This window comes from Azospirillum sp. A1-3 (genome assembly GCF_023806445.1).
Taxonomy (GTDB): domain Bacteria; phylum Pseudomonadota; class Alphaproteobacteria; order Azospirillales; family Azospirillaceae; genus Azospirillum.
This window is the reverse complement of the sequence record NZ_JAMSLU010000002.1, coordinates 50,053-75,803: the sequence shown is the minus strand read 5'-3', so window position 1 is coordinate 75,803 and position 25,751 is coordinate 50,053. Positions and strand designations below refer to the sequence as shown.

The following is a 25,751-nucleotide window of genomic DNA, read 5'->3' as shown; positions in this document are numbered from 1 at the left end:
GGCGCGTCATGTTTTGTGCCGCTCCAGGTCCACGATGTCGCCGGGATGGTCGTGCAGCAGATGGCGCTGCACCTTCTGCGTCGCGGTCTTCGGGATCTCCGTCCGCATCTCGACGAAGCGCGGGATCATGAAGGCCGGGATGCGGCCGGTCAGGAAGGCCGGCAGTTCCCGAGGATCGAAGCCGGGGCGGGGAACGATCACCGCTTTGATCTCCTCGCCAAGGACGTCGTCCTCCACGCCGACGACGGCACAGTCCTGAACGGCCGGATGCTTCAGCAGGGCCATCTCGATTTCCACTGGGGCAATCATCTCCCCGGCGCGCCGGATCAGTTCCTTCATCCGGCTGTCGAAATGCAGGAAGCCGTCGGCGTCGATCATGCCGCGGTCGCCGGTGTGCAGCCACAGGTTCCGCGTCGCAGCCACCGTCGCTTCGGGCTTTTTCCAGTAGCCGTCGAACATCAGGCCGGGACGTCGGGGACGGACGACGATCTCACCCTTCTCGCCGGGAGGGAGCGGGGTGTCGTCGGCATCGACCACGCACAGCTCGGTGTCCGGCCGGGGAGCGCCGACGCTGCCGAACTTCGCGGCCTGCGCGGTGTTCATCGACACCCAGCCGCCGGTCTCGGTCATGCCGTATAGCTCGCGCACGGCGATACCCAGCCGCTCCTCGATCTCGCGCCAGACGCCGGGGGGGGCGCCGCCGCCGACCGCCCAGCGTAGGGAATGGTCGCGCTCCGGCCCGCTCAGCCGCTTGGCGAGGATGCTCAACACCGTGCCGACATAGGTGAATCCGGTGGCGCCGTAGCGCCGCGCATCCTCCAGCAGCCGCGATGCCGAAAAGCGCGGCAGAAGCGCCAGCGCTGCCCCGACCCGCAGGCAGGACATAACGCCGTACATCTGCGGGTTGGCGTGGAACAGCGGCAGGAACAGCAGGATCCGGTCCTCCGCCGTAAGCTCCAGCGCCGCCGCCATATGCTCGCCCGCCAATTCGTAACAGGCGTTCGGAATGACCGCCCCCTTCGGCAGGCCGGTGGTGCCGGAGGTGTAGAGGATGGCGTTGGCCGTTCCGCTGGGCAGCGCGAGACGGCGGCGCGGTGGCCGTTCGGGGCCGGCAGCCGTTTCGAAGCGCTCGTCCATCGGCAGCAGCGGCGGGGCGGAGGCGGGCAGGGCAGGGAGGAATTCCTCCTCGGCGATCAGCAGGGAGGCTTCGCTCTGCTCCAGAAGGTAGCGCAGCCCCTCGCCGACCAGGGCGGTGTTGAGCGGAACCGTGATGGCTCCAAGTTCCGACAGCGCAAACCATGCGACGAGGAAGCCCGGCCGGTTGCCGACCATCATCGCCACGGTCTGGCCGGCCGTCACACCTTGGGCCGCTAGCCGCTCGACGGCGGCGTCCACCAGCGCCGCCATGGCGCCGTAGGTGATGCTCCGATCGCCGAACAGCAGGAACGGACGGTCGGGCGTGGCGGTGGCGCGGGCATAGAGCGGATCGGCGATCACGACAGCGCCTCCTGCTGCCGGATCACATGCTGTTGCAGCCGCTTGGCGATGGTGTTCTTGAGGATTTCCGACGATCCGCCGGCGATCTCGTAAGCCTTGGCGTCGCGCAGGTATCGTCCGAAGCGTGCCGATTCCATAACGCCGTAGGCGCCGCAGATCTGCACGGCACGGGCGGCGGTGTCGGTGGCGACCCGGCTTGCCAGCAGCTTGGCCTCACTGCCGAAACGGGCGATGTCGTCGTGGTCGTCAAGCTTGCGCGCGGCTTCGTAGGTCAACAGCCGGGCGGCGTCGATTTCCGCCAGCATGTCGGCGAAGTACCATTGGATTCCCTGGAAATCCAGGATCTTGCGGTCGAAGGCGCTGCGCCCGGCGGCAAAGGCCAGGGCATCGTCGAAGGCGGCCCGGGCGATGCCGAGGCTGATGGCAGCGGCCATGGTCCGCGAATAGTCCAGTGTCGTCACCGCTTGGCGAACGCCCTTGCCCTCCACCCCGATCAGATGATCGGCAGGCAGCGCCACCCGGTCCAGCACCAGATCGACGTGCGGCCCGTTGCGCAGGCCGAAGGTGGCGGCGTTCGGCCCTTTCTCCGTCGACACGCCATCCATGCGTTGGCGGACGAAGAAGGCCGACACCCCGACCGGCGTTTCCGCCAGGATCACATAGGCTTCCGCCGCCGAGCCGGAGGTGATGAAGGATTTGCGCCCGCTCAGGATCCAGCGGTCGCCGTCGCGCACTGCTTTGGTGTCCAGGCTGCGGATGTCGCTGCCGTGGTTGGCCTCGGTGAGGGCATAGGAGGTGATGAGTCCGCGACCGAACTCCGGCAGCACCGCCCGCTTCAGGCTGTCGGCGCCGAACAGGTGGATGATGGTCTGGGCCTGCAGGATGGTGATCAGGCTGATGCCGACGGCGGCGCTGGCGTAGGAGGCTTCTTCGAACAGCGCCGCGCAATGGGCGAAGCCCAGGCCGCGCCCGCCGAATTCCTCCGGCAGGGTCAGGCTGGTGTAGCCCCGGCGGGCCAGTTCCTTGATTGCCGCCACCGGATAGACGTCCTCGCGATCGACGGCGTCGGCGTCAGGCTCCACATGCTCGGCAACAGCACGTCTCAGCGGAACAAGGAATTCCGGTTCGACCAGATCGGTCCACAACGCTGTCGGCATCTGCATCGGCCATGTCCTCCCTTGGGATCCTGTCGGCATCGGCGCCGGTCGCCGGCTCTAAGTGGTTGGATGAGCCGGTCTGTCTCCGCGCATGTTGTTCGATGTGCTGATCGTTGACGTTTTCCATTGAACCCGTTCGCATACGATAATATGGTACCGATATATCGGCTGTACATCAACAGTATCTTCAAGTTGAATCCGAGGGAGGATGGCATGAGGCTGACCGACGCGCAGATGGCGGAGTATGAGGAGCGCGGATATCTGGTGTTTCCCGGCCTCGTGTCGCGCGAGGAGGTGGAGCTCCTGCGCCGCGATCTTCTGAGGGTGACGGGAAACGAAGCCGAGGGGGTGATCCGTGAGAAGAGCGGCACCGTTCGGACGGTCTTCCGCGTCCACGACGAACGCAGCCCGACCGCCTCGCCGCCGTTCCAGGCTTTGGCGACGCTGCCGCGGGTGATCGATCCGGCGCGACAGGTGCTGGGCGACGAGCCGGTCTATGTCTACCACACCAAATGCAACCTGAAGGACGCAATCGACGGCGCCATCTGGCAGTGGCACCAGGATTACGGCTATTGGAAGACCGACGGCGTCGACCGCCCGGACATGACCACGTCGCTGCTGATGCTGGACGAGGCAACGGAGATCGGCGGCTGCCTGTATTTTATCCCCGGCAGCCACAAGCTGGGCCGGCTCGATCCTGAGATGGACGAAACCACGACGTCCTACAAGCTGTGGACCGTTCCCAAGGATCAGGTCATCGACATCATGCAGCGCTTTGGCGACCCGGTGGCGATCACCGGTAAACCGGGCACCGTGGTGCTGTTCCATCCGAACATCGTCCACGGCTCCGGCCACAACATGTCGCGCCATTCGCGCTGGCACATCTACACCGTCTACAATCAGGTCTCCAACCGGCCGCATGGCGTCGAAAATCCCCGCCCCGAATGGGTGGTGGCCCGGAACTGCGAGCCTCTGCAGACCGGCAGCGACGACGGCATCCTGCGTCGGGCCGAGGCCGAAATCCGGCGGCCGGCGGCGGAGTAGGGTGGATGGCGGGATCGACCTTCCAGGCGGCAGTGCTTCGCGAGACGGGAGCGCCGCTGTCCATCGAACCGCTTACCCTGGCGCCGCTGGAGCCGGGCGACGTGCTGATCCGCATGCATGCCGCCGGCCTGTGCCACACCGACCGCGAAGCCATGACTGGAGCCTTCGCGGTGCCCCCGCCGGTGGTGCTCGGCCATGAGGGCGCCGGCGTGGTCGAGGCGGTCGGCTCCGCGGTGCAACGGGTGAAGCCGGGCCAGCATGTGGTGTGCACGATCTACGCCGCCTGCGGCCAATGCTATTACTGCCGCCATGACCAGCCGATGCTGTGCGACATGGTGGTGCCCAACCATCGCGCCGCCACCCTGTCGGCAGGCCGCAAGCGGCTGCGCGATGCCGCCGGGGCGGAGGTCGGCCATTTCCTCAGCGTTTCGTCCTTCGCCGAATATGCCGTGGTGCCGGAGGCGGCGGCCATCCCGGTGCCGGACGAGATGCCGTTCGACCGGGCCTGCCTGCTGGGCTGCAGCGTCATCACCGGCGTCGGTGCGGCGCTGCGCGTCGCCCGTGTCGGCCTGGGCGACAGCGTGGTGGTGGTCGGCTGTGGCCCGGTCGGGCTGAACGTCGTGCAGGGTGCAAGGCTGGCCGGAGCCGGGGCGATCATCGCCATCGACCGCCGCGCCGACAAGCTGGAGCGCGCCAGCGCTTTCGGCGCCACCCACACCATGCTCGGCGGCGAGGAACTGGCCACCCAGGTGCGCGCAATCACCGGCGGGCGCGGGGCCGACCACGCCTTCGAGGCGGCGGGCATCATCGGTTCGCTGCAGGATTCGGTGGACTGCACCCGGCCGGGCGGCAGCGTCACCATTCTCGGCAAAACCGATCCCAACCGGCTCGTTGAACTCCGCTTCGGCTCGATCAGCGGGGAACGGCGCATCCTGCGCTCCAGCCTGGGCGGGGCGAAGGCGGCCGACGATTTCCCGGCTTATGCGCGGGCCTATCTCGACGGCCGCCTGTGTCTGGACGAGCTGATCGACCGGCGCCTTCCGCTCGGGTCTATCAACGAGGCCTTCGAAGACGTGGAGCGCGGCGACGTGATCCGCGCCGTGGTGGTGATGCATGAGTGACGACACCGACGAAAGCGCCGGCACGGTCCGGCTGGAACGCCGAGGCTTCGTCGCGATCCTGACGCTGGACGCGCCGAAGACCCGCAACGCCGTCACCGATCCGCCGGTGCTGGAGCCGCTGGTGGCGACGCTGGAGGAGATGAGAGCCGACCGCTCAGTGCGCGTGCTGGTGGTGACCGGCGCCGGCAAGGCATTCAGCGCCGGCGGCAACATCCATGACATCCGTGACCGGCGCGGCATGTTCGGCGGCCCCGCCGATCAGGTGCGCAACGCCTACCGCGACGGGGTACAGCGTATCCCGCGCGCCATGGCCGCTCTTGAGATCCCGGTGATCGCGGCGGTCAACGGCCCGGCCTATGGCGCCGGCTGCGATTTGGCCTTCATGTGCGACCTGCGCATTGCCGGGGAGTCGGCGCGCATCAGTTCCAACTTCGTCAAGCTGGGGCTGATTTCCGGCGACGGCGGGCTGTGGTTTCTGACGCGCGTCGCCGGACCGGCGGTCGCCGCCGAGTTGGCCTTCACCGGACGGGCCGTCGGCGGGGTGGAGGCCGCAGCCCTGGGCCTGGTGTCCCGCGTGGTGCCGGACGCCGAGTTGATGCCGACGGCGCTCGCCCTGGCGGAGGAGATCGCCGCCAATCCGCCGGAGGCGGTTCGGATGACCAAACGCATGCTGCAGCAGGCGGGCCGGGTCGACCTTTCCACCATGCTGGACATGGCGGCGGCGTTGCAGGGCATCTGCCATGCCGGCGAGGAATCGCGTCTGGCCATCGCGGCGGCGATGAAGCCGACAACCTGATTCTGTGCATTTCAGCCGCTGTAAGGGCCGGCGCCCAACGACCGGCCCGCCAAGAGAAGGCTTCAGACAACCAGACGATCATCTGAAAAGGGAGGGACGATCCATGATGAAACTCGTGTCCCACGGGTTCCTGGCCGCCACGGCCGCCAGCATCGCGCTGGCGTTCGGCACGCTATCCTGGCCGGCCGCGGCCCAGACGACCGCCACACAGGCACCGCCGGCTCAGGCGACCGGTCCGATCCGCATCGGTGTGCTGACCGACCTGTCCGGCTCGCTTGCCGACCTCAGCGGCAGCGGCAGCGTCGAGGCAGTGAAGATGGCCGTGGAGGATTTTGGCGCCACCGTGCTCGGCCGTCCGGTGGAGGTGCTTTCCGCCGACCACCAGAACAAGGCCGACATCGGCGTGCAGATCGCTGCCGACTGGTACGACAACAAGAATGTCGAGGTGGTTATCGACCTGCCCAACTCGGCCGTGATGCTGGCGATCCAGGAACTGACGCGGCGCAAGAACAAGATTGTCTTCGGCACCGCCGGCGGCTCGTCGGACTTCACCGGCAAGGCCTGCTCGCCCAACGGCATCCACTGGGTTTACGACACCTATGCGCTGGCCGCCGGGACCGGACGAACCATGGTGAAGCAGGGCGGCGACAGCTGGTACTTCATCACGCTCGATTATTCCTTTGGCCTGTCGCTGGAGCGCGACACCGCCGCCTTCGTCACCGGGGCCGGCGGCAAGGTCCTGGGTTCGGCCCGTCATCCGCTGAACAGCGCCGACTTCTCCTCCTACCTGTTGCAGGCACAGGCGAGCGGCGCCAAGGTCATCGGGCTTGCCAACGCTGGCGGCGACCTTATCAATACCGTTAAGCAGGCGGCGGAATTCGGCATCACAAAGCAGGGGCAGAAGCTGGCCGGACTGTTGATGTTCCTGTCCGACATCCATGCGCTCGGCCTGGAGACGGCGCAGGGGCTGGTGCTGACGGAGGCCTTCTACTGGGATCAGAACGAGGAGACCCGCGCCTTTTCCAAACGCTTCTTCGAGCGGACCGGCCGCATGCCGACCATGGTGCAGGCCGGCAATTACGGTGCGATCACCCATTATCTGAAGGCGGTGAAAGCGGCCGGCGCCATCGACGCGCCGACCGTCATGAAGACGATGCGCGACACGCCGATCAACGACTTCATGACCAAAAACGGCCGCATTCGCGAGGATGGCCGGGTGTTGCGCGACATGTACCTGTTCGAGGTGAAGACCCCGGCGGAATCCAAGGGCAAATGGGACTATTACAAGCAGTTGGGCATCATCGCCGCCGCCGAGGCGGCCCGTCCGCTGGCGGAGAGCGAGTGCCCGCTGGTCCGCAAATCCGCCGACGCCGGCAAGCCGTAATCGGACGGGCAAGTTCGCCGCGCCTGTGTTCGCTTGCGTCCCCCGTCCCAGCGCGTTAAAGCCAGAACAGGAGACGCGAGCGGGCGTCGGGTCGGACCAGCGGCAATGGATGAGGGGCGACAGGGTGACGGAGCCGGCCAATCAGCAGATGGGGCAGCAGGCGGGAGCTCAGACCGAAGCCGGATCGATGGCCGATCAGGCCTATGCCGCCATCGAGGAGCTGATCGTGTCGGGCACGCTGCCGCCGCGCAGCTTCGTGTCGGAGAAGCAGATCAGCACGCAGCTCGGGATCGGCCGCACCCCCGTGCGCGAGGCGCTGAAGCGGCTGGAACTGGATGGCATGGTGACCATCGTCCCCTCACGCGGGATCATGGTCACCGAGGTGGACGTGAAGCTCCAGCTCTATGTTCTGGACGTGCGGCGCGAGCTGGAGCGGCTGATCGCCCGGCGGGCCGCCCGCTTCGCCCTGCCGGTCGAGCGGGAGCGCTGCCGCGCCATAGCCGACGAGATGCTGGAGGCGGCCCGCACCGGCGACGGCATGCGTTTCATGCATCTCGACCAGGAGGTGAACCAACTGCTCGACCAGTGCGCCCGCAACCCGGTGGCGACCCAGACCATCCGGCCGTTGCGGTCGCTGTCCCGCCGCTTCTGGTTCCAGAACTATCATGCCCATACCGGCAGCCTGGAGGATGGGGCCAAAACCCATGCCGACCTGATGCTGGCGATCCACCGCGGCGACGCGGAGGAAGCGGCGGCGGCCTCCGACCGGCTGATGGCCTATGTCGAGGCCTACGCGCGCGAGACCCTGCGCTACCCGTTTGACGGTCGCGCCGCCCAGTAGGACGGCGTGTTGGGCCGGTGAACGGACCAACGCGCCAGTTCGAAAATCAGAACGGCTGCTGGAGCAGTCCGTTCAGCCTCTTCACGCCCGATAGACGCTGGTGCAAAAAGGCCGGGCTGGTGGCGGTCGGGCGGGCGAGCGGGTATAGAGGCGGCCCGCTGAAGCCGAGACCCCGATGCCGTACAAGGCCAACGAGCCCCGCCGCCACAAGATCCCGAGGGCCCGCTATCGGGTTGAGAACTGGTCAGCTTACGATGCGGCGCTGCGCCGGCGGGGTGACCTGACGATCTGGGTGTCGCCGGAGGCGATCGCCGCGTGGACGCCGCCCGCCACTGGGAGGCGTGGCCGGCCGGTGCGCTACTCGGACTTGGCGATCGAAGCCGGGATGCTGCTGCGCCTGGCGTTCGGTCGGCCGTGGCGACAGACCGAGGGGCTGCTGGGATCGCTCATGCGCCTGCTCGGCCTGGAGTTGCCGGTCCCCGATCACACCACCTTCTCCCGGCGCAGCGCCAACTTGGAGGTGGTAAGCGATCTGGCGAAGGCAGACGGGCCGGTCACCGTGGTCATCGATTCCACGGGGCTGAAGGTGTTCGACACGGGCGAGTGGCATCTGGCAAAGCACGGCGGCCACGCGTGCCGGAGTTGGCGCAAATTGCACTTGGCGGTCGATCCGGACACCGGTGAGATCCTGGCATCGGCGTTGACGTCCAACGAGGAAGGGGATGCCTCTCTGGTTCGCCCGTTGCTCGACCAGATTGCCCGCCCGATCGGCACGGTGCTGGCCGGCGGCGCGTACGACGGTGAACCGGTCTATCGTGCGGTCGCCGCCCACATCCCTGCGGCGGAGGTGATCATCCCGCCGCGCTCGACGGCGGTGCCGAGCGCCACGACCGGAAATGCCCCCAGCCAACGCGACCGCCACATCCAGAGGATTGCCGAGTGTGGTCGGCTGGCCTGGCAGCGGGCCGTCCGGTACGGCCGCCGCTCCTTGGGCGAGGTGGCGATGATGCGCTACAAACAGGTGATCAGCCGCAGCCTCCGCGCCCGGACTCTGCCCACGTAGAAGGTCGAGGCCGCCGTCGGCTGCAAGGTCCTGAACATCATGGCCACCCTCGGCATGCCCGTCTCCCGCAAGGGCGCCTGATTACCCGCCACCGGCCGCTGGACTCCGTTTTCACGGCGATTTACGCGCCAAAGTCGTGCTGGACCGGTTCCTGGAAGTCCTGCGCGGCAACGGCGAGGGCGATTGAGGAGGCGAGGGCAATGGGAGAGGACAGTGGGTGGGTGTTGAGCCCGTCCACTGCCTTCCGCCGGAGGGTCAACGGGGCTTTCCGGACGCGCCGAATTGGATCGCCACACCGAAAGCCGCATCGGCACCGATGGTCACGACATCGTCGGCGGTTTGGAACGGGAGACCCAGGCGGCCGAGGCGCTTGGCAACGGCAGCCGGATCGGTGACCGCGACCCGATAGCTCATATGGCCGGGGGCGCGGGTGTCCGGCGCGACCACTAGCCGGCCGTCGGCTTGGAGCGGAAGGACGATGTCCGGCTTGCCGCCGGTTTGCCCGGCGACGCCGGTGAAGGCGGCGAGGAACTCCGCGTGCGCCGACGGGTCGGAGACTTCCAGCGTCACCGATGCGACACTGGCGGCGCCGTTCGCATGCTGCTGGAAGGCGGGGTTCCAGAAGGCTTCCGGATTGTGCTGCTGACAGACGAAGAAGGACGTGTCGGGCAGGCGCGGGTCGAGCGCGAAGGCCAAGGAGAAGGCGACGACGATTTCGCCGCCGTCCGGTCGTCGGCCCTTGCGTTCGAAATGGAAGGGCTCGAACCGGCCGATCCCCGTCCGCGCGAACTCCGCCGCATCGGCCGGCGCGTCGCCGCTGTCCAGCACGACCATGGCGAGGCCTTCGCGCTTGCCCAGATAGTCGCGGACGAATGCGCCGAAGCTGAAGCGCCCGGGGGCATGCGGCGGGATCCGAGTGCCGTTCCCCACCGTGATCAGTTCGAGGAAGGAGAATCGGAACTGGACCAGACGGTTCTCGGTGCCCCAGGGATGGCGATTGCGGGCGCCGACCTGGAAGCCGAGGCTTTCGTAGAAGGCGGCGGCGCGGTCGAGGTCCCGGACCGCCAGGACCAGATGGTCGATCCGCCGGTGGGACACCGTCATGCCCGGCGCCGTCATGCCCGGTCCCCCGTCCGGTCTTGCAGCCGCCGGCTCACCGCCTGCACGGCGCGTTCGGACGCTTCGACCGCCCCGGCGAGATAGCCGGCCTCTTGCGGGCTGACTTCGCTGCCCGCGAGGATGAGCTGGTCCTGCCACGGGCCATCCACCCAGCTCTCGGCCGGCGCCGGATGACCGGCCGACGACGGATCGGCCGCGGTCGCCGTCAGGGGATCGGCGGCCCAGTCCTTCCACAGCGTCGCACGCGGGTGGGCGGCCTCCGGCCCGAAGAGGCGCGCGAACTGCGCGAGGCAAGCGGTGGTCAGCGCCGCTTCGCCGATGCGGGCACGGTCGGCGGCACCGACGCCGAGGAAGCCGAAGAGTGCCGCCTCTCCCGACGCTGTGGTGGCGTCGTGCATTTCCGGCATGGGGCCGACCATGCTCTGCGCCGTGCCGGAGAAGCCGGCATCGCGCCAGAACGGGCGGTCGTAGACGGCGAAGAACTTGGCGTGGGGCGCCATCCAGGTGGGGGTGTCCTGCCACAACCGGCGGGTCTCCGGCGGCAGGGCAGGGGAAAGCCCGACCGTGCTTTCCAGCAGACGCGGCGGCAGGGCGGCGACGACTTGTGCGGCGCGCACGGTCTCTTCACGGCCATCGCGGTGGCGCAGCGACACCTCCACCCCATCCTGAAGAAGGCGCAAGGCGACCGCCTGGGCGCCGGTCCGAACCCGGTCCGGCGGCAGCGAGTCCGCCAGGGTGCGGATCAGCGCGGCGGAGCCGCCGGTGAGGCGCAGCGACTGCGGGTCCTGGCCAAGGCCGGGAAGGCGGTGGGGGCGTTCGCGCGACATCCGTTCGAACACCACGTCGCCCTTGCTGTGCTGACCGAAGCTTGCGAGCCCCAGTTCGGCGACCAGCGCGCCAATGGCCGGCTGCATGTCCGGCCAGAACCAGGATGGGCCGAGATCGAAGCCGTCGTCAGCCGGCTCGCCGGCGGCATTCACGGTCAGGATGCGGCCGCCGAGCCGGTCGCGGGCCTCGTACAGCCGAAAATCGATGCCGGCGCGGTGCAGCAGCCGTGCCGCATTCAGCCCGGAAAGACCGCCGCCGAGAATGACGACCTGTGTCTCTGTCATGGTGGGTGTCCTCTCAGGAGCGCTCTGGAATCGGCAGGATGTCGGGGTGCTGCAACGGCGCGTCCTTGATCCAGAGGCTGGCGCCCTCCGGACCGACGACGGCGGTGACGTCGTACCCCGCCGGCAGCCGGCACCAGCCGTGGGGAGCGAGATCCTCGCCGTCCTGGGTCAGCTGGCCGGATATCACGAACAGTTCCAGCCCGCGTTGGTTCGGGATCGTCACCGTGGCGCCGGGCTTCCAGTCCTCGATCACCACCCGCTCGGCGCCATCGTCGAACAGAAGCCGCGCCGCCGACGCGCCGTCGCGCAACGGCGCCGCCTCGCCCTCGCCGGGTCGGCGGACGATCTGCTTGCGGTCGCCTTCGCGGAACTGCCAGAGCCGCACCAGAATGGTGCAGCCGTCCGCCGCGGCGGGGCTGTGGTACGTGCCGGGCGGGTTGCGGAAATAGGTTCCTGCCGGGTAGTCGCCATGCTCGTCCTGGAACGTGCCGTCGAGCACCAGGATTTCCTCGCCGCCGGGATGGGGGTGGGCGGGAAAGGCGCTGCCCCTGGCATAGCGCACGATGGAGGTGGCGCGGGCGACCTCTCCGCCTTCGCGGTAGAGCATGCGGCGGTCGACGCCGGCGACGGGGCTCGGCATCCAGTCGAGCGTGCCGGCCTGGACGGTGACCGGACGGATCAGATCGTCATTGAGGCGCAACGGCGGAATCTCCCATGGTCAGCACCATCCGGAACTTCACGTCGCCGGACAGCATCCTGCGAAAGGCTTCGTCGGCCCGTGCCAGCGGCAGGGTCTCGATCCAGGGGCGGGCGCCGGTCAGCACGCTGAAATCGAGCGCCCGCTCGTTGTCCCAGGGCGAACCGGTGATCGAGCCGACGACGGATCGCTCGCCGCCCACCAGATGCGGCGTCGAAACCGCCAGCGGATCCTTGCCGATGCCGAGCAGCACCAGACGCCCCTCCGGCGCGAGCCCGGGCATCACCGACGCGACCACGCCCATGTCGCCGATGGTCGAGAGAAGCGCTGCGGCTCCCCCGAACGTCATCAGCACGGAGGCGGCGTCTTCCCGTTCGGCATCGACATAGTGGTGGGCGCCGAGCGTCAAGGCATCCGCGGCGATGTCCTGCCCGCGGCCGATGGCGATCACGCGGAATCCCATCCGGCAGGCATATTGTACCGCCATGTGGCCAAGGCCGCCGATGCCGAGCACGGCCACGGTGTCGCCCGGTCCGGCGCCGGAGGCCTTCAGCCCGTTGAAGGTGGCGAGACCCGCGCACAGGATCGGCGCGGCTTCCTGCGAGGAGAGGTCGTCGGGAATGGAGACGAGGCCGGTGGCGCGGGCGGTCATCATCTCGGCATAGCCGCCGTCGCGGCTCGCTCCCATCACCGGCTGCTGCCGGCACAGGTGAAACCTGCCGCGGCGGCACTCCCGGCAATCGCTGCAATGTCCGCCGAAGCGGCCGATGCCGACGCGCCGGCGGACCGTCCAGACCGCCGGCACCTGCGGCCCGACGGCGGCGATCCGCCCCACCACCTCATGACCGGGAACCCGGCCCAGCGCGGGGTCCGCCTTCTCGACATCGCTGCGGTCGGCCCCGCAGATGCCGCAGGCCTCGACCGCGATCAGCACCTCGCCTGCCTCCGGAACCGGGACCGGTCGCTCGACAAGCTCCAGCCGACCCGGAGCGGTGACCGCCATGGCGCGATGGGTAGCCGTCATCCTTCGTCTCCCCGATGTCCGCCGAAGCCCCTGGCGCGCACCCATCGTGGTGAGGATGGCGCGTCAGGGGGCTTTCATCAGGTGGTAGCAGACGCCGGTCATGACCAAAAATGGCATTATTTCATCGAGCGATGAATCTCCTGCATGAGACGCGAGCCGTGCCGTGTCAGTGCGCTTCCAGATCCGCGAGCCCGGAATCGGGGAACAGGGCGTCGATGAACCCGAATTTCGTCATGTCCACGATCCGCTGGGGATAGAGAAAGCCGTCGAGATGGTCGAACTCGTGCTGGAAAACCCGGGCGTGGAAGCCCTTCGCCTCGCGGACGAGCGTCGTGCCGTCTTCCAGCGTGCCGCCATAGCGGATGTGCGCACAGCGCGGAACCATGCCGCGCATTCCCGGAACCGACAGGCAGCCCTCCCAGGATTCTTCCACCTCGTCCGCGAGCTTTTCGAACCAGGGGTTGATCAGCGTGGTGACCGGCACCGGCGGCACGTCCGGATAGCGCGGATTGGAGTCGAAACCGAAGATGATCACCCGCAGGTCGACGCCGATCTGCGGCGCAGCCAATCCCGCGCCGTTGATGGCATGCATGGTTTCGAACATCTCGGCGATCAGCGACTTCAATGCCGGGTCGTGAATGTCCTCAACCGGCTTCGCCACCCGCTGGAGCCGGGGATCACCCATCTTCAGGATTTCACGCATGATGTTGTCCGTCGTTCCGCTCGATAGCCGGTCAATGAGTCATCGGGATCGGCTGCGGTGCAAGTGTGATCTGCGATCTGCGATCTGCGATGTGCGGAGCCGTTCAGCAGCCGTGGCTTCGGTCGTAGCCATTGATGGCCGGTGCGCGCCATCCCTCCGGCAGTCGAGCGGGCTTGTAGATCTCGACGAGGAGCGGATGGCAACTGGCCGCGTCCGAGGAATGCTCCGACGAGCAATCGCCGCCGGGGCAGGCGGACATGCAGCCGAGCAGGTCGACTTCGGCGAAAAACTCGAGATAGTCGCCCGGCCGCACGGGGCTTGCCTTCATGAAATACTGCCCGGTGTCCCGGGTGAAGCCCGTGCACATGAAAACGTTCAGCACATCGTGGATGTAGGGTTCGGCCTCGGGCAGGGTCATGCCGGTGGCTTTCGCCAGGGCGCGGGTGAGATTCGAATGGCAGCAGTGGTGGTAGTGGTCCCCGGCGCTGAGCAGGTTGTGCGTGTAGGGGTCGCAGCGGGTGCCGATGACATCATGCACCGATCCGCCGAATTCGTCGAAACCGTACCAGTCGAGCGTGTCGTTCGTGATGGTGGCGATGGGGCGGAGATAGGGGAGGTTGGAAAACAGCTGATCGCCAAGCCCCACATGGGTGCCGTTCAGCGCGCGGGTCTTGCCGGTGTAGAGCCGCTCCTTCAAATCGTTCGCGTTGAAGAGGTTGAGGTCGCCAACCTGGGCGCCCTCGGTCGAGACGATGCGGAAGACGTGGCCGGCGGGCACGGTCCAGGTGGCCGCATCGCGCGGCGGGATCACCACCGTCCCGACCAGCTCCATCCCGTCCCGCACCGCGCGGTATGCCGCCAGATCGGCACGCGGCAAGCTCGGCGTCGGATAGCAGATGACCGGCCTGACTGCCTTGCGTGCAGCGGCATCTGCGGGGGGCGTGGTGATGGGGGTGGGCTTCATTGGCTTTTCCGTTCGGTTCATCAGGATCGCCGCCACCATCGCCGCCACGATCACCATTGAGATCGATGACGGCCATGCGGTAACCTGCTCAACGAGTAAGTATCGATTGTTGAGTACCATAAAAGTCATTGTTCAACAAAATTGATTCGATCCGGCAGCGCCGGGATCTTGGGAGATGCCGATGACGATCAGGACGACGATGGAAGCCGACGAGGCATCCCTTGCCGGCGCGGTGGCGATCCGCATCCGCGACATGCTGATCGCCGGTGAGTTCGAGCCCGGCCAGAAGCTTTCGGAACACCGGGTGGCGGCGGATTTCGCAGTGTCGCGGAACACGCTGCGCGAAGCGTTCCGCTTTCTGATCAGCCAGCGGCTGCTTTCCTACATCCCCAACCGCGGCGTCTTCGTCGTGGTGCCGGACGAGGCTGCGATCATCGACATCTACCGTGTCCGCGCGGTGATCCAGCGTGGCGCCATCGAGGCGGCGAGCCGGGGCCATCCTGCCTTCGCCCGCATGCGGGCTCTGGTCGAAGAGGGCAGGGAGCTTGGCGTTAAGCGGGACTGGCAAAAGGTCGGGACGAACAACATGGAGTTCCACCGCGCCATGGTCGGCCTGTGCGACAGCCCCCGGCTAAGCGCCAGCTTCGACCTCGTGCTCGCCGAACTCCGGCTTGCCTTCGGGCAGCTCAAGGACATGGCCCATCTTCACGAGCCCTATATCGACCTCAACCACGCCCTCCTTCGTGCGCTGGAGACGGGCGAACGGCTTGCATCGATGACGACGCTCGACGCGTATCTGCGGCAATCGGAGCGTGGTGTGCTCGGGGCGTTGCAGCATCGAAGGGCGGCCGAGCCGGCCGAATGACCGCTGGCGCTTCCGCGTCGGCAGCAGGATCACGGAAACGATCACTCCTCTTCCGTCGCGACGGTGAAGTTCCGGTCCCTCCGCCTCAGCTCGTCCAGCAGGCCGTCGATGATGCGGAGCGCCTGTGCCGTGGCGGCATTCACTTCGGTTCCGGCGGGATGGATGAGGAACAGCGTGCGCATCAGCGCCGGGTCGCAGATCGGCCGGATCACCAGGGCGCCGGCCTGGATGTCTTCCGCGACGGCGCTGTGCGGCAGGATTGCGCAGGCCAGTCCGCGCCGGACCATGTCCTTGATCGCCTGCATCGATTCGAGCGAGAAGGCGATGTTCGGCTCCAGCCCGCGCGCCGTCATCGCGTCGGTGACCAGACGTCTGACCAGATCGCCCTCGTTGGGCATCGCCAGTTCGGCGTCCGCGATGGCCGCCAGTGACAGCGGTCCGCTCCCGTCGAACCGCGAACCCGGATGGGTGATCAGGCACAGGGCCTCGTTCAGCCGCGGTTCCCGGTGCAGCATGCGGCTGCGCGGCACCGTGTAGGCCAGCGCCAGATCGAGCTTGCCCGATGAGACATGGCCGATGAGGGCATGGCTCAGCTCTTCAAACAGCTTCAATTCCACCCCCGGCAGGGCGCCGTGCAGCCGTTCCATCAGCCTGCCGGCCAGCAGCCCGGACAGGCTGGGGGTCAGTCCCACGGCCAGCGTTCTCGGGACCTGCCCGGCGACCTCGCGCAGCGAACGTTTCAAATCCTGCAGGCGCCGCACCATCAGCCGCGCCTCTTCCAGAAAGAGGAGGCCGGCCGGGGTGGGGTGGGTTCCGGTGACGGTGCGGACCAGCAGCGGCACGCCGAACTCCCGCTCCAGCGCCTTAATCTGCACCCCCAGCGCCGGCTGCGCGATGTTCAGCGCCAACGCCGCCTTGCTGATGCTGCCCAGTTCGCAGACGAGGATGAAGCTTTCCAGCTGGCGGCTGCGCATCGGTCGGGATCCATCGTTGCGGCCCAGTGGGGCGGCCCATCGTGGCGGCCCTGCGGCATGCCACCGGCAGGGACGGAAGCCTCGCATCGGCGGCGGGGGAGGGCAAACAATTTTTATATGGGGGGTGGTCCAAAGCTGTCCTAGACAGAGCCGGCAGGCTGCATTTGTATGCTTGCAAAGCAAACAGAAGTCGGGCGCAACGCCGAACGCCCGACACGGGGAGGGAGATGCAGCCCATGCGTGGCCTATCGTCAGAAAGAGCACCGACCCCGCAGGATCCCTCCCAGGGTCCGGCAGGCGCGTCCCATCCGGCGCAGCCCATTCCCTTCGGCCGCGCCCAGGGTCCGAACGGTGCCCAGAGTTCCAACGGCCTCGCGGCCGGCGCCCACGCGGTGATGACCGGCGTCACCCGCATCTTCGGATCGGCGGTCCATGCGCTGGGTCCGGTCGATCTTGAACTGCGCCGGGGAGAGTTCTTCTCCATCGTCGGGCCGTCCGGCTGCGGCAAATCCACCCTGCTCGACGTGCTGGCCGGGCTGAGCAGCCCAACCGACGGCACAATCACCTTCGAAGGCAAGCGCGTGCGTGGCACGGTCCCCGACGGGGTCGGCGTGGTCTTCCAGGAGGATGCGTCGTTCCCCTGGCTGTCCGTGCGCGACAACATCGCCTTCGGCCTGCGCCGCGCCGGCTTCCGCGGCGCCGAGGCGGAGGAGCGCGTTCGCCATGCCATCGATTTCATGGGGCTGAACGATTTCGCCGCCGCCTACCCCAACCAGCTGTCCGGCGGCATGCGCCAGCGCGTCTGCATCGCCCGGACGCTGGTGATGCGCCCGCGCTTGGTGCTGCTCGACGAGCCGTTCGGCGCGCTCGACCAGCAGACGCGCTTGCTGATGGGCGACGAGTTGCTGCGGCTGTGGCGGGCCAGCGGGGCGACCGTCCTGCTGATCACCCATGCGCTGGACGAGGCGGCGATGCTATCCGACCGCATCGGCGTGATGTCGTCGCGCCCCGGCCGCTTCATCGAGATCGTCGAAACCGGCTGGCCGCGCGACCGCACCAGCGCCATCGCTGCCGAACCCGCCTTCGGCGAGGTCACCACCCGCCTGTGGAACACGCTGCGCGAGGAGTCGCTGAAGGCGATGGCCAGCCAGCGGAGGGTCGCGGGATGACGCGGGACGGCATCCAGCGCCTGCTGATCACCGCCGCGGCCGTCCTGGCGCTGGAGGCGTCCTGCCGGCTGGGCTATGTCGGGCGCGGCACCATGATCCCGCCGTCGGAGATGCTGGCCGAACTGCTCCGTCTGATGGGAACCGACGGGTTCTGGTCACAGATCGGCTTCACCCTGCGCAACATCCTGGCCGCCGCCGTCGCCGCGATGGTGGCGGGCTTCGCCGGCGGCGTCGCGCTCCACGCCCTGCCGCGGGTCCGCCGGGCGGTCGAGCCGCTGATCGCCAGCTATTACGCCCTGCCGTTCTTCGTGCTGTATCCGCTGTTCATCGTGCTGCTTGGCATGAACGCGCTGCCGATCATCGCTATGGGCTTCCTCTACGCGGTGATGGCGATGGTGACGGCGACGCTGTCCGGGCTGGATCGCATCCCGCCGGTGCTGCGCAAGGTCGGCCGCACCTACCGCCTCGATCGCGTGCAGGACGCGCTGCTGATCCAGCTTCCGGCCGCCGGGCCGCACATCTTCACCGGGGTGAAGCTGGCGCTGAGCTATTCGGTGACCGGCGTCATCGGGGCCGAGTTCATCCTGGCCGGCAGCGGGCTCGGCTACTCCATCGCTTTCGCGTACAACAATCTTCAGGACCGGACGATGTACGCGCTGCTGCTGTTCGTCGTGGTCTTCGTCTCCAGCCTAACCGTGCTGCTGCACTGGGCGGAACAGCGGGTGCGCCACCGCTCCGGTGCCGGCCGCGTCGGCGCCGCCCGCGACACCGCCGGGGCGGGGGAGAAGCTGGTGGCCGCCGTCGTCATCGCCCTGCTGATCCTGGGCGGCTGGCAGCTGTTCCACGGGCTCGCGGGGGACGAGGCGCTGGCTTCGCCCGCCGTTACCCTGAACCGGATGACCGTCCTGTTCGGCAACCCGTCCTTCTGGGAAAACGTGGCGGAGACCACCAAGGCGCTGGGGCTGTCGCTGCTGATCTCCTGCATCGGCGGCGGGCTGGCGGGCGTGCTGATCGGTGCCAACCGGTCGCTGTCGGACGTGCTGGAACCGCTGTTCGTCACCCTCTACGCCATTCCCAAGGTCACGCTCTATCCGGTGATTCTGCTGCTGTTCGGGCTTGGCATGCCGGCAAAGGTCGCCTTCGGCACGCTCCACGGCTTCATCCCGATGATGCTGGTCACCATGGGCGCCATCCGCGCCATGAACCCGGTGCTGCGGCGCTCGGCCCGCGCCATGCGGCTGACGCGGATGCAGACCCTGACCGCGGTCCTGGTGCCGGCGACGGTGCCGGAGATCGTGACCGGCCTGCGCATCAGCTTCTCCATTACCCTGCTGGGCGTGATGGTCGGCGAGATGTTCGCGTCTAAGCGCGGGCTGGGCTTCATGATCATGAACGGCATCAGCGTCAACGACACTGCGACGATGATGAGCGTCACCGTGCTGATCGGCCTGTTTGCCCTGGCGGTCAACAGCGCGCTGCTCGCGCTCGACAGCCGGATGCACCGGGTCGCCTGAGCGCGCTCCGCGCCCGTCCGCCTTTTTCGCCCGTCACCTCCTTCCCGGCCGCCGGCCCGTCCGGCGGAAAGGACCCTCTCATGCCCATCGAAACCGCGAAGCTGATCGACGTCCATGCCCATGTCCGCCTGGAGGCGACCAACGGCGCCGCCGGCATCCACGGGCCGGAGCATGGCGTCGACGAGAACGGCCAGCCCTGGTACCGCGTCGGCAATTACCGGCTGAGCGGCGTCCGCCACCTGAACAGCCCCTTCACCGACCCGGAGCTGCGGCTGCACCGCATGGACCGGTCCGGCATCGATTTCCAGGTGCTGTCGGCCAGTCCGCTGAACTACTTCCACCACATCGACATGCCCTCCGCCGTCTCCTTCTGCCGCCGGCACAACGACGCGCTGGCCGAGCTGGTCGCGCGCTATCCGGACAGGCTGGGCGGGCTGGCCGCCCTGCCGATGCAGGACCCGCGCGCCGCGACAGAGGAGCTGGAGCGCTCCGTCGGCGAGCTGGGACTGTGGGGGGCGGCGACCGGCACCGAATTCGCGGGCGAGCCGCTGCACAGCCCGGAGTTCGACAGGCTCTATGAAACATTCGTCCGGCTCGACGTGCCGCTGTTCCTGCATCCGGCACCGGCCGGCATCGACGGGCCGCCCGGCGATCCGGCGTTGAAGCGTTTCGACCTCGACGTCATCATCGGCTTCGCCGCGCAGGAGACCATCGCCGTCGCCACCCTGATCTTCGGTGGCGTGCTGGAGCGTCACCCCCGGCTGGACGTCTGGATCAGCCATGGCGGCGGTGCCGCCGCCTTCACCGCCGGGCGGCTGGCGCAGGCCGGCATGAAGCGGCCCTGGGCCAGCCAGTCGATGAAGAAAGACGGCGCCTTCGAGGAGATGCTTTCGCGCCTGTGGTTCGACACGCACCTGAACGACGACCGGGCGCTCGCGCTGCTGACCCAGGTGGTGGGGCCGGACCGGCTGGTCTTCGGCACCAATTTCGCCGGCTGGGACCAGCCGGAGGACGGGCATCACGACGCCGTGTCGCCCGCGCTGGCCGGCAACGCCCGCCGCCTGCTGAGAAAAGACAAAACTTACAACGGAGGGACGCCATGACCATCACCCGTTTCCTGACACGCGCGCTGGCGGCGGTGCCGCTGATCGGCGGCCTTCTGGCCTCGGCGCCGCAGGCCCATGCGCTGGAGATCATGGCGTCCCATTACGGCGCTCTGCTGAACACCGCCCCGATCGCCGTGGCGCTGGAGCGGGGCGACTACAAGAAGAACGGCGTTGACGTCACCGACGTGATGAGTTCGGTTGGCGGCGGCACCGGCATCCGCAACATGGTGGGCGGCGGGCTAGGCTACGGCATCGTCAGCACCTCCACCGCGCTGGCCGGCATCAGGCAGGGCATGGACATCCGCATCGTCCACACCGCGATCCGCCGGGTGGACGATCTGCTGTGGGTGACGCGGCCAGACAGCGGCATCTCCTCGGTCAAGGATTTGGTTGGCCGGAAGGTCGGCATCACCGCGCCGAAATCATCCAGTGAACTGATGGTCGTCATGGCCTTCGAGGCGGCGGGCTTCCCCGGCAAGGCCGACATCGTGGCGCTGGGATCGATCGGTTCGGGCTTGTCGGCGCTGGAGCAGGGCGGGGTGGATGCGGCGCTGATCCTGGAGCCGCTCTACAGCGCCCGCAAGGACCGCTACAAGGTCGCCTTCTCGCTGGAGAACCTGCCGTCGATGACGCCGACCGTCGGCGTCGCCACCGGCGACTTCATGCGTAAGAGCCCGGACCAGCTGCGCGGGCTGCTCGCCGCCTGGCGGTCCGCGGTGAACTTCATCTACGAGAATCCGGAAGAGGCCGCGAAGATGGTCGCCAAACGCTATGGCGACACGCTGCCGGTCGATGTCGCCACCGCCTCGATGAAGCGCATGGCGGCGATCAAGTACTGGAGCCAGGGCGATTTCGCCATGGACGCCCTGAACATCTGGGTCAAGGGCATGGAGCGCATGGGCGAATGGTCCGGCCCGGTCGACTGGTCGAAGGTGCTGGACGACTCCTTCCTCGCCGCAGATCTGCGCAAGTGACGGGGCAATCCGCCATGACGCAGCAGACCTCGACCACGGACGGCGCGCTGGCCGTCGTCATCGGCGGCGGCAACGGCATCGGCGAGGAGACCGCCCGGCTGATGGCGGGGCGCGGCTGGCGGCTGGCCATCGCCGACCTCGACCCGGATGCCGCGGAGCGGGTGGCCGGCGACCTCGGCGGAGCCGCGCTGGCGCTCGACATCGCCGACGCCGGCGCGGTGGAGAGGGCGGCCGCCGCCATCGAGGCGGCGCATGGCCCGGTCGGCGCGCTGGTGGTCGCCGCCGCCGTCTTCCAGCCGGTGCTGCCGCCGGCCGAGCTGCCGCTGGAGGTGTGGGAGCGCACGGTCCACGTCAACCTGACCGGCACCTATTACGCCAACCGGGCCTTCGGCACCCGCATGGCGCGGCAGGGGCGGGGCAGCATCGTCAACATCGCGTCGATCGCCGCCATCGGCTCGGTGCCGGTCCATGCCTATGCGTCGAGCAAGGCGGGGGTAGTCAGCCTGACGCTGAACCTCGCCGGGGAATGGGGCCGCGCCGGGGTCCGGGTCAACTGCGTCTCGCCCGGCTCGACCCTGGTGCCGCGGGTGGTCGAACGGATCCGGTCGGGCCGCTACGCCGCCGATCCGGCCGAATTCACCGCGCTCGGCCGGATCGTGCAGCCGCGCGAGGTGGCGGAAAGCATCGAGTTCCTGGCCTCCGACCGGGCCTCGGCGATCACCGGCGTCAATCTGGTGGTGGATGCCGGATGGCACGTCGCCGGCAGCTGGGCGCAGTATGGCGGCGTCCGTCCGGCCCCGTCTCCGCTCCAGGCGGAAGGAGGCACGGCATGAACCCGCTGTCGCTCTCCTACTACACGGTGCCGGAGCTGTCGCCGCCGGACATGGTGACGGTGGCGGCGGACCAGGGCTGCGCCCATGTCGGCCTGCGCCTGCTGGGCGGCCAGCCCGACGGCGATCCGATGCCGCTGCTGGCCGACCCCGCCCTGCGGCGCGAGATGAAGCGGCGCATGGCCGACCGCGGCGTCACCGCGCTCGACGCCAACACCGCCCGCGTCCTGCCCCACACCGACCTCGACGCCTTTGGTCCCTTCCTGGAGGTCGCAGCCGAGCTGGGCGCCCGCCATGTGCTGGCGACTGGCGACGATCCAGACGAGGGGCGGCTGGCGGCGAGGCTGGCACGGCTGTGCGACGATGCCGCCGCTTTCGGCCTGACCGTGCAGTTCGAGTTCGTGTCCTGGATGAGCGTGCCGAGTGCCGCCGCCGCCGCCCGGCTGATCGGCCGGGTGGGGCGCCCGAACATCGGCATCGCGCTCGACGCGCTGCATTACGACCGCTCCGGCGGCACGTCGGCCGAGGTGGCGGCGATCCCGCCCGGCCTGTTCGCCTACATGCATCTCTGCGACGCCCCGCACGACCATGAGACCGACCGCGAATCCCTGCTGCACACGGCGGTGAAGGAGCGGCTGTTTCCGGGTGAAGGCGGCATCGACCTGGCCGGGCTGCTGCGCGCGCTTCCGCCCGGCCTGCCGCTCGCCCTCGAAATCCCGACCGCCACTCTGGCGCGGACGATGGACGCGCCGGCCCGCGTGGCCCGCGCGGTCGCCGCCACCCGCCGCCTGCTGGCGGCGCTCTGAACCCCGCCTTTCAGGAGGATTCATCATGGTCGCCAGCCCCGAGACCGGTACCGCCATCCGCGCCTGCGCCCAGGCGGTGATCCGGGCGATCGAGACGCACGGACACGACACCGCCCGCCTGACGGAGGTGCTGAGCGAACCGCTGGCCGCGCTGGCCGCCCGGCCCGACCTGTGCACGGCCGGCGTGCCGCGCATCGGCAACCACGTCGCCAATTCCCAGTACCTCTACTATGACGGCGACCTGTCGATCCTGCTGTTCGAGCTGCCCGACGGCCAGCCCATCGCCGTCCACGACCATGGCAACTGGGAGAGCATGGCGATCTACCGGGGGCGGGTGAAGCACACCGTCTACGAGCGGCGCGACGATGGCTCGGTTCCCGGTAAGGCCGACCTGAGCGTGGTCGAGGACCGCGTGCTGGCGCCGGGCGACAGCGTGGTGATCGCCCCGCCCGCCGACATCCACGGCTTCATGGCGCTGGAGCAGGGAAGCTGGGGCATCACCGTGGCGAGCGGAACCTACAAGCCCGAGCGCTGCTATTTCGAGCCCGAGGCCGGAACCGTCGTCAGCAAGCGCCCGCGCGGCTGAGTGTCCGCCGCCGCATCCGGAACAAGAAAGACCACAGCGATGGATATGGAACTGAAGGGCAAGGTCGCGCTGGTGCTTGGCGGCAGCCAGGGCATCGGACGGGCGGCGGCGCTGGGGTTCGCGCGCGAAGGCTGCGCGGTCGCCATCTGCGGCCGCGACCTCGGCCGGCTGGAGGAGGCGAGGGCGCTTCTGGAGGCGGCCGGCGGCCCGGTTCTGGCGGTGCCGGCCGACGTCGGCGACCCGGAGGCAGTGGAGCGGCTGGTCGATGAGGTTGCCGACGCCTTCGGCACCATCCACATCCTGGTCAACAACGCCGCCGGTCCGAAACCCGGCACCTTCGACGGGCTGAGCGGCGCGGACTGGGAGGACGCCTTCCGCCTGACGCTGATGTCGGCGGTCAACGCCACCCGCGCCGCCCTTCCCCACATGCGCCGGCAGCGCTGGGGGCGGGTGGTCAACATCAGCTCCTATTCCGTCAAGCAGCCCATCGGCGAGCTGATGCTGTCCAACAGCCTGCGGCTGGGGGCGCTGGGCTGGGCCAAGACGATGGCGACGCAGCTGGCGCCGGAGAACATCCTGGTCAACACCGTCTGCCCCGGCTGGACGGCGACCGACCGCATGACCCAGGTGGTCGGCGCCCGCGCCGCCGCCCAGGGCCGGGCTGCGGAGGACACCGCGGCCGGCATCGCCGCCGGCATCCCGCTCGGTCGCTTCGCCCGGCCCGAGGAGGTCGCCGACCTGATCGTCTTCCTGGCATCCGAACGCGCCAGCTACCTGACCGGCACCGCCATCCCGGTGGACGGCGGCATCGTGCAGAGCACGCTGTGATGATCGCAGAGCAAGTTGTGATGAGTGCAGAGCGCGCCGTGACGGGGAACCCGTCTACCTTCAAAACCCGCTTTTCCGGGAGGATCGAATGACCAAGACCGCTCTGGTGACCGGAGCCGGCGGCGGACTGGGCGCCGCCATTGCGCGCCGTCTGGCCGGCGAAGGATACCGCGTGGCGCTGCTCGACCTCGATGCCGCCGGGCTGGAGGTCGAAGCCGCGCGCATTCCCGGCGCCCTGGCCTTCACCGCCGACGTGACCGACGAGGCGCAGATCGACGCGGTGGTCGCCGCGATGACCGAAGCGTTCGGCGACGGCCCCGACCTGCTGGTCAACAATGCCGGCATCGTCCGCTTCGGCGACCTGCTGGAGCACAGCGTCGCCGATTTCCGCCGCGTAGTGGACGTCAACCTGACCGGCACCTTCATCGTCACCCGCGCCGTCGCGCGGCGGATGGCGGAACGCGGGTCGGGGGCCATCGTCAACATCACCTCGCTGAACGCCGTCGCCCCCAGCCCCGACGCCGGGGCCTATCCGGCGACCAAGGCGGCGGTCGCGCTGCTGACCGAACATCTGGCGCTGGCGCTGGCACCGCGCGGCGTGCGGGTCAACGCCGTCGCCCCCGGCTTCATCGATGCCGGCATGTCGGCGCCGATCTACGCGGATGCGGAGGTGCGCGCGGTGCGCGGCGCCGCCGTCCCCGCACGGTCGCTCGGCACCGCCGACGATGTCGCCGACGCGGTGCTGTTCCTGGCCTCGGACCGGGCGCGCTACATCCACGGACAGCATCTGATGGTCGATGGCGGCGTGTCCTTCAGCCTGAAGATGCACCTGCCCCGCCGCGCGCCGGCGGTGAAGCCCCTGGTGGCCGACCGATGAGCGGGGCGGTCCGCAACCTGATCCTGACCGGCGGCATCGGCCACCCCTTCGCCGACGCCGCTCCGGCTTTGGAGGAAATTCTGGCCGGTGTGGGAGTCGTCTCGACTGTCACCGACGACATCGAAGGCGGACTGGCGGCATTGGAGCAGGGCGGCTTCGACCTGCTCACCGTCTATGCGCTGCGCTGGCGGATGCTGGCCAGCGAGAAATACGCCCCGCATCGCGAGCGCTGGGCCTTCTCGCTGTCGCCCGACGGACGGGAGCGGCTGTCGCGTTTCGTCACCGGCGGGGGCGGGCTGCTGGGCCTGCACACCGCGTTGATCTGCTTCGACGACTGGCCGGACTGGAGGGATCTGCTGGGCGGCGCCTGGGTGTGGGGCCGCTCCTCCCATCTGCCGCGCGGTCCGGTCACCCTGGCCCCCACCGACCTTCCCCATCCCCTGACCGCCGGCTTACCGCCCTTCACCGTCACCGACGAGGCTTACGGCGACTTCGATCTGGCCGGCGATGTCCGGCCGCTGGCGCTCGTGGCGCCGGAAGGGGGACGCGCCTGGCCCGCCCTGTGGGCGCGCGACGTCGGGCTGGGGCGGGTGGTGGCCGACACGCTGGGCCATGACCACGCGTCCCTGGAACACCCAGTCCACCGCCAAATCCTGACGCGCGCTGCCCTCTGGGCCTGCCGCCGACCGCTTTGAAAACC

26 protein-coding genes and 1 pseudogene are annotated in these 25,751 nt (G+C 68.6%); 18 read left to right on the top strand and 9 right to left on the bottom strand.

The genetic code is table 11. From position 1 onward, the window contains the following. Nucleotides 1-6: 6 nt before the first annotated feature. Both M5E06_RS13665 and M5E06_RS13660 read right to left on the bottom strand, forming a co-directional pair. A complete protein-coding gene (locus M5E06_RS13665; protein WP_252138628.1) occupies nt 7-1,497 on the bottom strand; it encodes a class I adenylate-forming enzyme family protein in 1,491 nt (496 codons plus the stop codon). Then, complete coding sequence (locus M5E06_RS13660) at nt 1,494-2,660, bottom strand: acyl-CoA dehydrogenase family protein (RefSeq protein ID WP_252138627.1); 1,167 nt, start codon at nt 2,658-2,660, stop codon at nt 1,494-1,496. The genes M5E06_RS13665 and M5E06_RS13660 overlap by 4 nt, the downstream gene beginning before the upstream one ends. A gap of 207 nt (nt 2,661-2,867) precedes the next feature. Here M5E06_RS13660 and M5E06_RS13655 point away from each other — a divergent pair, with 207 nt between their 5' ends. From M5E06_RS13655 to M5E06_RS13630, 6 genes and pseudogenes are all read left to right on the top strand, one after another. After that, on the top strand, nt 2,868-3,698 hold the full coding sequence (locus M5E06_RS13655; protein WP_252138626.1) for a phytanoyl-CoA dioxygenase family protein: 831 nt from the start codon (nt 2,868-2,870) through the stop codon (nt 3,696-3,698). A gap of 5 nt (nt 3,699-3,703) precedes the next feature. After that, nucleotides 3,704-4,819: an alcohol dehydrogenase catalytic domain-containing protein gene (locus M5E06_RS13650; protein WP_252138625.1), complete on the top strand. Its 1,116-nt coding sequence runs from the start codon at nt 3,704-3,706 to the stop codon at nt 4,817-4,819. Next, a complete protein-coding gene (locus tag M5E06_RS13645; RefSeq protein ID WP_252138624.1) occupies nt 4,812-5,615 on the top strand; it encodes an enoyl-CoA hydratase-related protein in 804 nt (267 codons plus the stop codon). Before M5E06_RS13650 ends, M5E06_RS13645 begins: the two co-directional genes overlap by 8 nt. A 103-nt stretch (nt 5,616-5,718) precedes the next feature. Continuing rightward, nucleotides 5,719-6,999, top strand: coding sequence for an ABC transporter substrate-binding protein (locus tag M5E06_RS13640; RefSeq protein WP_252138623.1), 1,281 nt, complete (start codon nt 5,719-5,721; stop codon nt 6,997-6,999). Nucleotides 7,000-7,108: 109 nt separating this feature from the next. After that, nucleotides 7,109-7,840, top strand: a complete 732-nt coding sequence (locus M5E06_RS13635; protein ID WP_252138622.1) for a GntR family transcriptional regulator — start codon at nt 7,109-7,111, stop codon at nt 7,838-7,840. Nucleotides 7,841-8,015: 175 nt separating this feature from the next. Continuing rightward, nucleotides 8,016-8,984, top strand: a pseudogene (locus M5E06_RS13630) (IS5 family transposase). 174 nt (nt 8,985-9,158) lie between these two features. Here M5E06_RS13630 and M5E06_RS13625 read toward each other — a convergent pair. The 6 genes from M5E06_RS13625 to M5E06_RS13595 form a co-directional block, all read right to left on the bottom strand. Beyond that, nucleotides 9,159-10,022, bottom strand: a complete 864-nt coding sequence (locus tag M5E06_RS13625) for a VOC family protein (protein ID WP_252138621.1) — start codon at nt 10,020-10,022, stop codon at nt 9,159-9,161. After that, nucleotides 10,019-11,134, bottom strand: a complete 1,116-nt coding sequence (locus tag M5E06_RS13620) for a flavin monoamine oxidase family protein (protein WP_286208810.1) — start codon at nt 11,132-11,134, stop codon at nt 10,019-10,021. Before M5E06_RS13620 ends, M5E06_RS13625 begins: the two co-directional genes overlap by 4 nt. Nucleotides 11,135-11,147: 13 nt before the next feature. Continuing rightward, nucleotides 11,148-11,834: a cupin domain-containing protein gene (locus M5E06_RS13610; protein ID WP_252138620.1), complete on the bottom strand. Its 687-nt coding sequence runs from the start codon at nt 11,832-11,834 to the stop codon at nt 11,148-11,150. Beyond that, nucleotides 11,821-12,855, bottom strand: a complete 1,035-nt coding sequence (locus tag M5E06_RS13605) for an alcohol dehydrogenase catalytic domain-containing protein (RefSeq protein ID WP_252138619.1) — start codon at nt 12,853-12,855, stop codon at nt 11,821-11,823. Before M5E06_RS13605 ends, M5E06_RS13610 begins: the two co-directional genes overlap by 14 nt. A gap of 166 nt (nt 12,856-13,021) precedes the next feature. After that, nucleotides 13,022-13,558 (bottom strand): peptide deformylase, encoded by a 537-nt coding sequence (gene def, locus M5E06_RS13600; protein WP_252138618.1) that lies wholly within the window; start codon nt 13,556-13,558, stop codon nt 13,022-13,024. A 103-nt stretch (nt 13,559-13,661) separates the two neighbouring features. Beyond that, nucleotides 13,662-14,435, bottom strand: a complete 774-nt coding sequence (locus tag M5E06_RS13595) for an urea carboxylase-associated family protein (RefSeq protein WP_252138617.1) — start codon at nt 14,433-14,435, stop codon at nt 13,662-13,664. Nucleotides 14,436-14,454: 19 nt separating this feature from the next. Between M5E06_RS13595 and M5E06_RS13590 the strand changes: the two genes are divergently transcribed. Further along, nucleotides 14,455-14,667: a hypothetical protein gene (locus M5E06_RS13590; protein ID WP_252138616.1), complete on the top strand. Its 213-nt coding sequence runs from the start codon at nt 14,455-14,457 to the stop codon at nt 14,665-14,667. A gap of 36 nt (nt 14,668-14,703) precedes the next feature. Beyond that, entirely contained in the window at nt 14,704-15,387 is a 684-nt protein-coding gene (locus tag M5E06_RS13585; protein ID WP_252138615.1) for a GntR family transcriptional regulator, read from the top strand. Nucleotides 15,388-15,428: 41 nt separating this feature from the next. On the opposite strand, the gene M5E06_RS13580 is transcribed toward M5E06_RS13585, so the two are convergent. After that, complete coding sequence (locus M5E06_RS13580; protein WP_252138614.1) at nt 15,429-16,361, bottom strand: LysR family transcriptional regulator; 933 nt, start codon at nt 16,359-16,361, stop codon at nt 15,429-15,431. Between the two features lie 236 nt (nt 16,362-16,597). On the opposite strand from M5E06_RS13580, the gene M5E06_RS13575 reads away from it, so the two are divergent. From M5E06_RS13575 to M5E06_RS13530, 10 genes are all read left to right on the top strand, one after another. Continuing rightward, on the top strand, nt 16,598-17,530 hold the full coding sequence (locus tag M5E06_RS13575) for an ABC transporter ATP-binding protein (RefSeq protein WP_252138613.1): 933 nt from the start codon (nt 16,598-16,600) through the stop codon (nt 17,528-17,530). After that, nucleotides 17,527-19,044, top strand: coding sequence for an ABC transporter permease (locus M5E06_RS13570; RefSeq protein ID WP_252138612.1), 1,518 nt, complete (start codon nt 17,527-17,529; stop codon nt 19,042-19,044). Before M5E06_RS13575 ends, M5E06_RS13570 begins: the two co-directional genes overlap by 4 nt. Before the next feature lie 80 nt (nt 19,045-19,124). Next, nucleotides 19,125-20,147: an amidohydrolase family protein gene (locus M5E06_RS13565; RefSeq protein ID WP_252138611.1), complete on the top strand. Its 1,023-nt coding sequence runs from the start codon at nt 19,125-19,127 to the stop codon at nt 20,145-20,147. Further along, nucleotides 20,144-21,124 (top strand): ABC transporter substrate-binding protein, encoded by a 981-nt coding sequence (locus tag M5E06_RS13560; RefSeq protein ID WP_252138610.1) that lies wholly within the window; start codon nt 20,144-20,146, stop codon nt 21,122-21,124. The genes M5E06_RS13565 and M5E06_RS13560 overlap by 4 nt, the downstream gene beginning before the upstream one ends. 14 nt (nt 21,125-21,138) lie before the next feature. Next, on the top strand, nt 21,139-21,957 hold the full coding sequence (locus M5E06_RS13555; RefSeq protein WP_252138609.1) for an SDR family NAD(P)-dependent oxidoreductase: 819 nt from the start codon (nt 21,139-21,141) through the stop codon (nt 21,955-21,957). Beyond that, nucleotides 21,954-22,760, top strand: a complete 807-nt coding sequence (locus M5E06_RS13550) for a sugar phosphate isomerase/epimerase family protein (protein WP_252138608.1) — start codon at nt 21,954-21,956, stop codon at nt 22,758-22,760. Before M5E06_RS13555 ends, M5E06_RS13550 begins: the two co-directional genes overlap by 4 nt. Before the next feature lie 25 nt (nt 22,761-22,785). Further along, the gene (locus M5E06_RS13545) at nt 22,786-23,346 is read left to right on the top strand and encodes a cupin domain-containing protein (protein WP_252138607.1); all 561 of its coding nucleotides are present in this window, start codon (nt 22,786-22,788) and stop codon (nt 23,344-23,346) included. A 39-nt stretch (nt 23,347-23,385) separates the two neighbouring features. Beyond that, nucleotides 23,386-24,174, top strand: coding sequence for an SDR family oxidoreductase (locus M5E06_RS13540; RefSeq protein WP_252138606.1), 789 nt, complete (start codon nt 23,386-23,388; stop codon nt 24,172-24,174). 88 nt (nt 24,175-24,262) lie between these two features. Next, on the top strand, nt 24,263-25,051 hold the full coding sequence (locus tag M5E06_RS13535) for an SDR family NAD(P)-dependent oxidoreductase (protein WP_252138605.1): 789 nt from the start codon (nt 24,263-24,265) through the stop codon (nt 25,049-25,051). Continuing rightward, complete coding sequence (locus tag M5E06_RS13530; RefSeq protein WP_252138604.1) at nt 25,048-25,746, top strand: ThuA domain-containing protein; 699 nt, start codon at nt 25,048-25,050, stop codon at nt 25,744-25,746. Before M5E06_RS13535 ends, M5E06_RS13530 begins: the two co-directional genes overlap by 4 nt. Nucleotides 25,747-25,751: the final 5 nt, after the last annotated feature.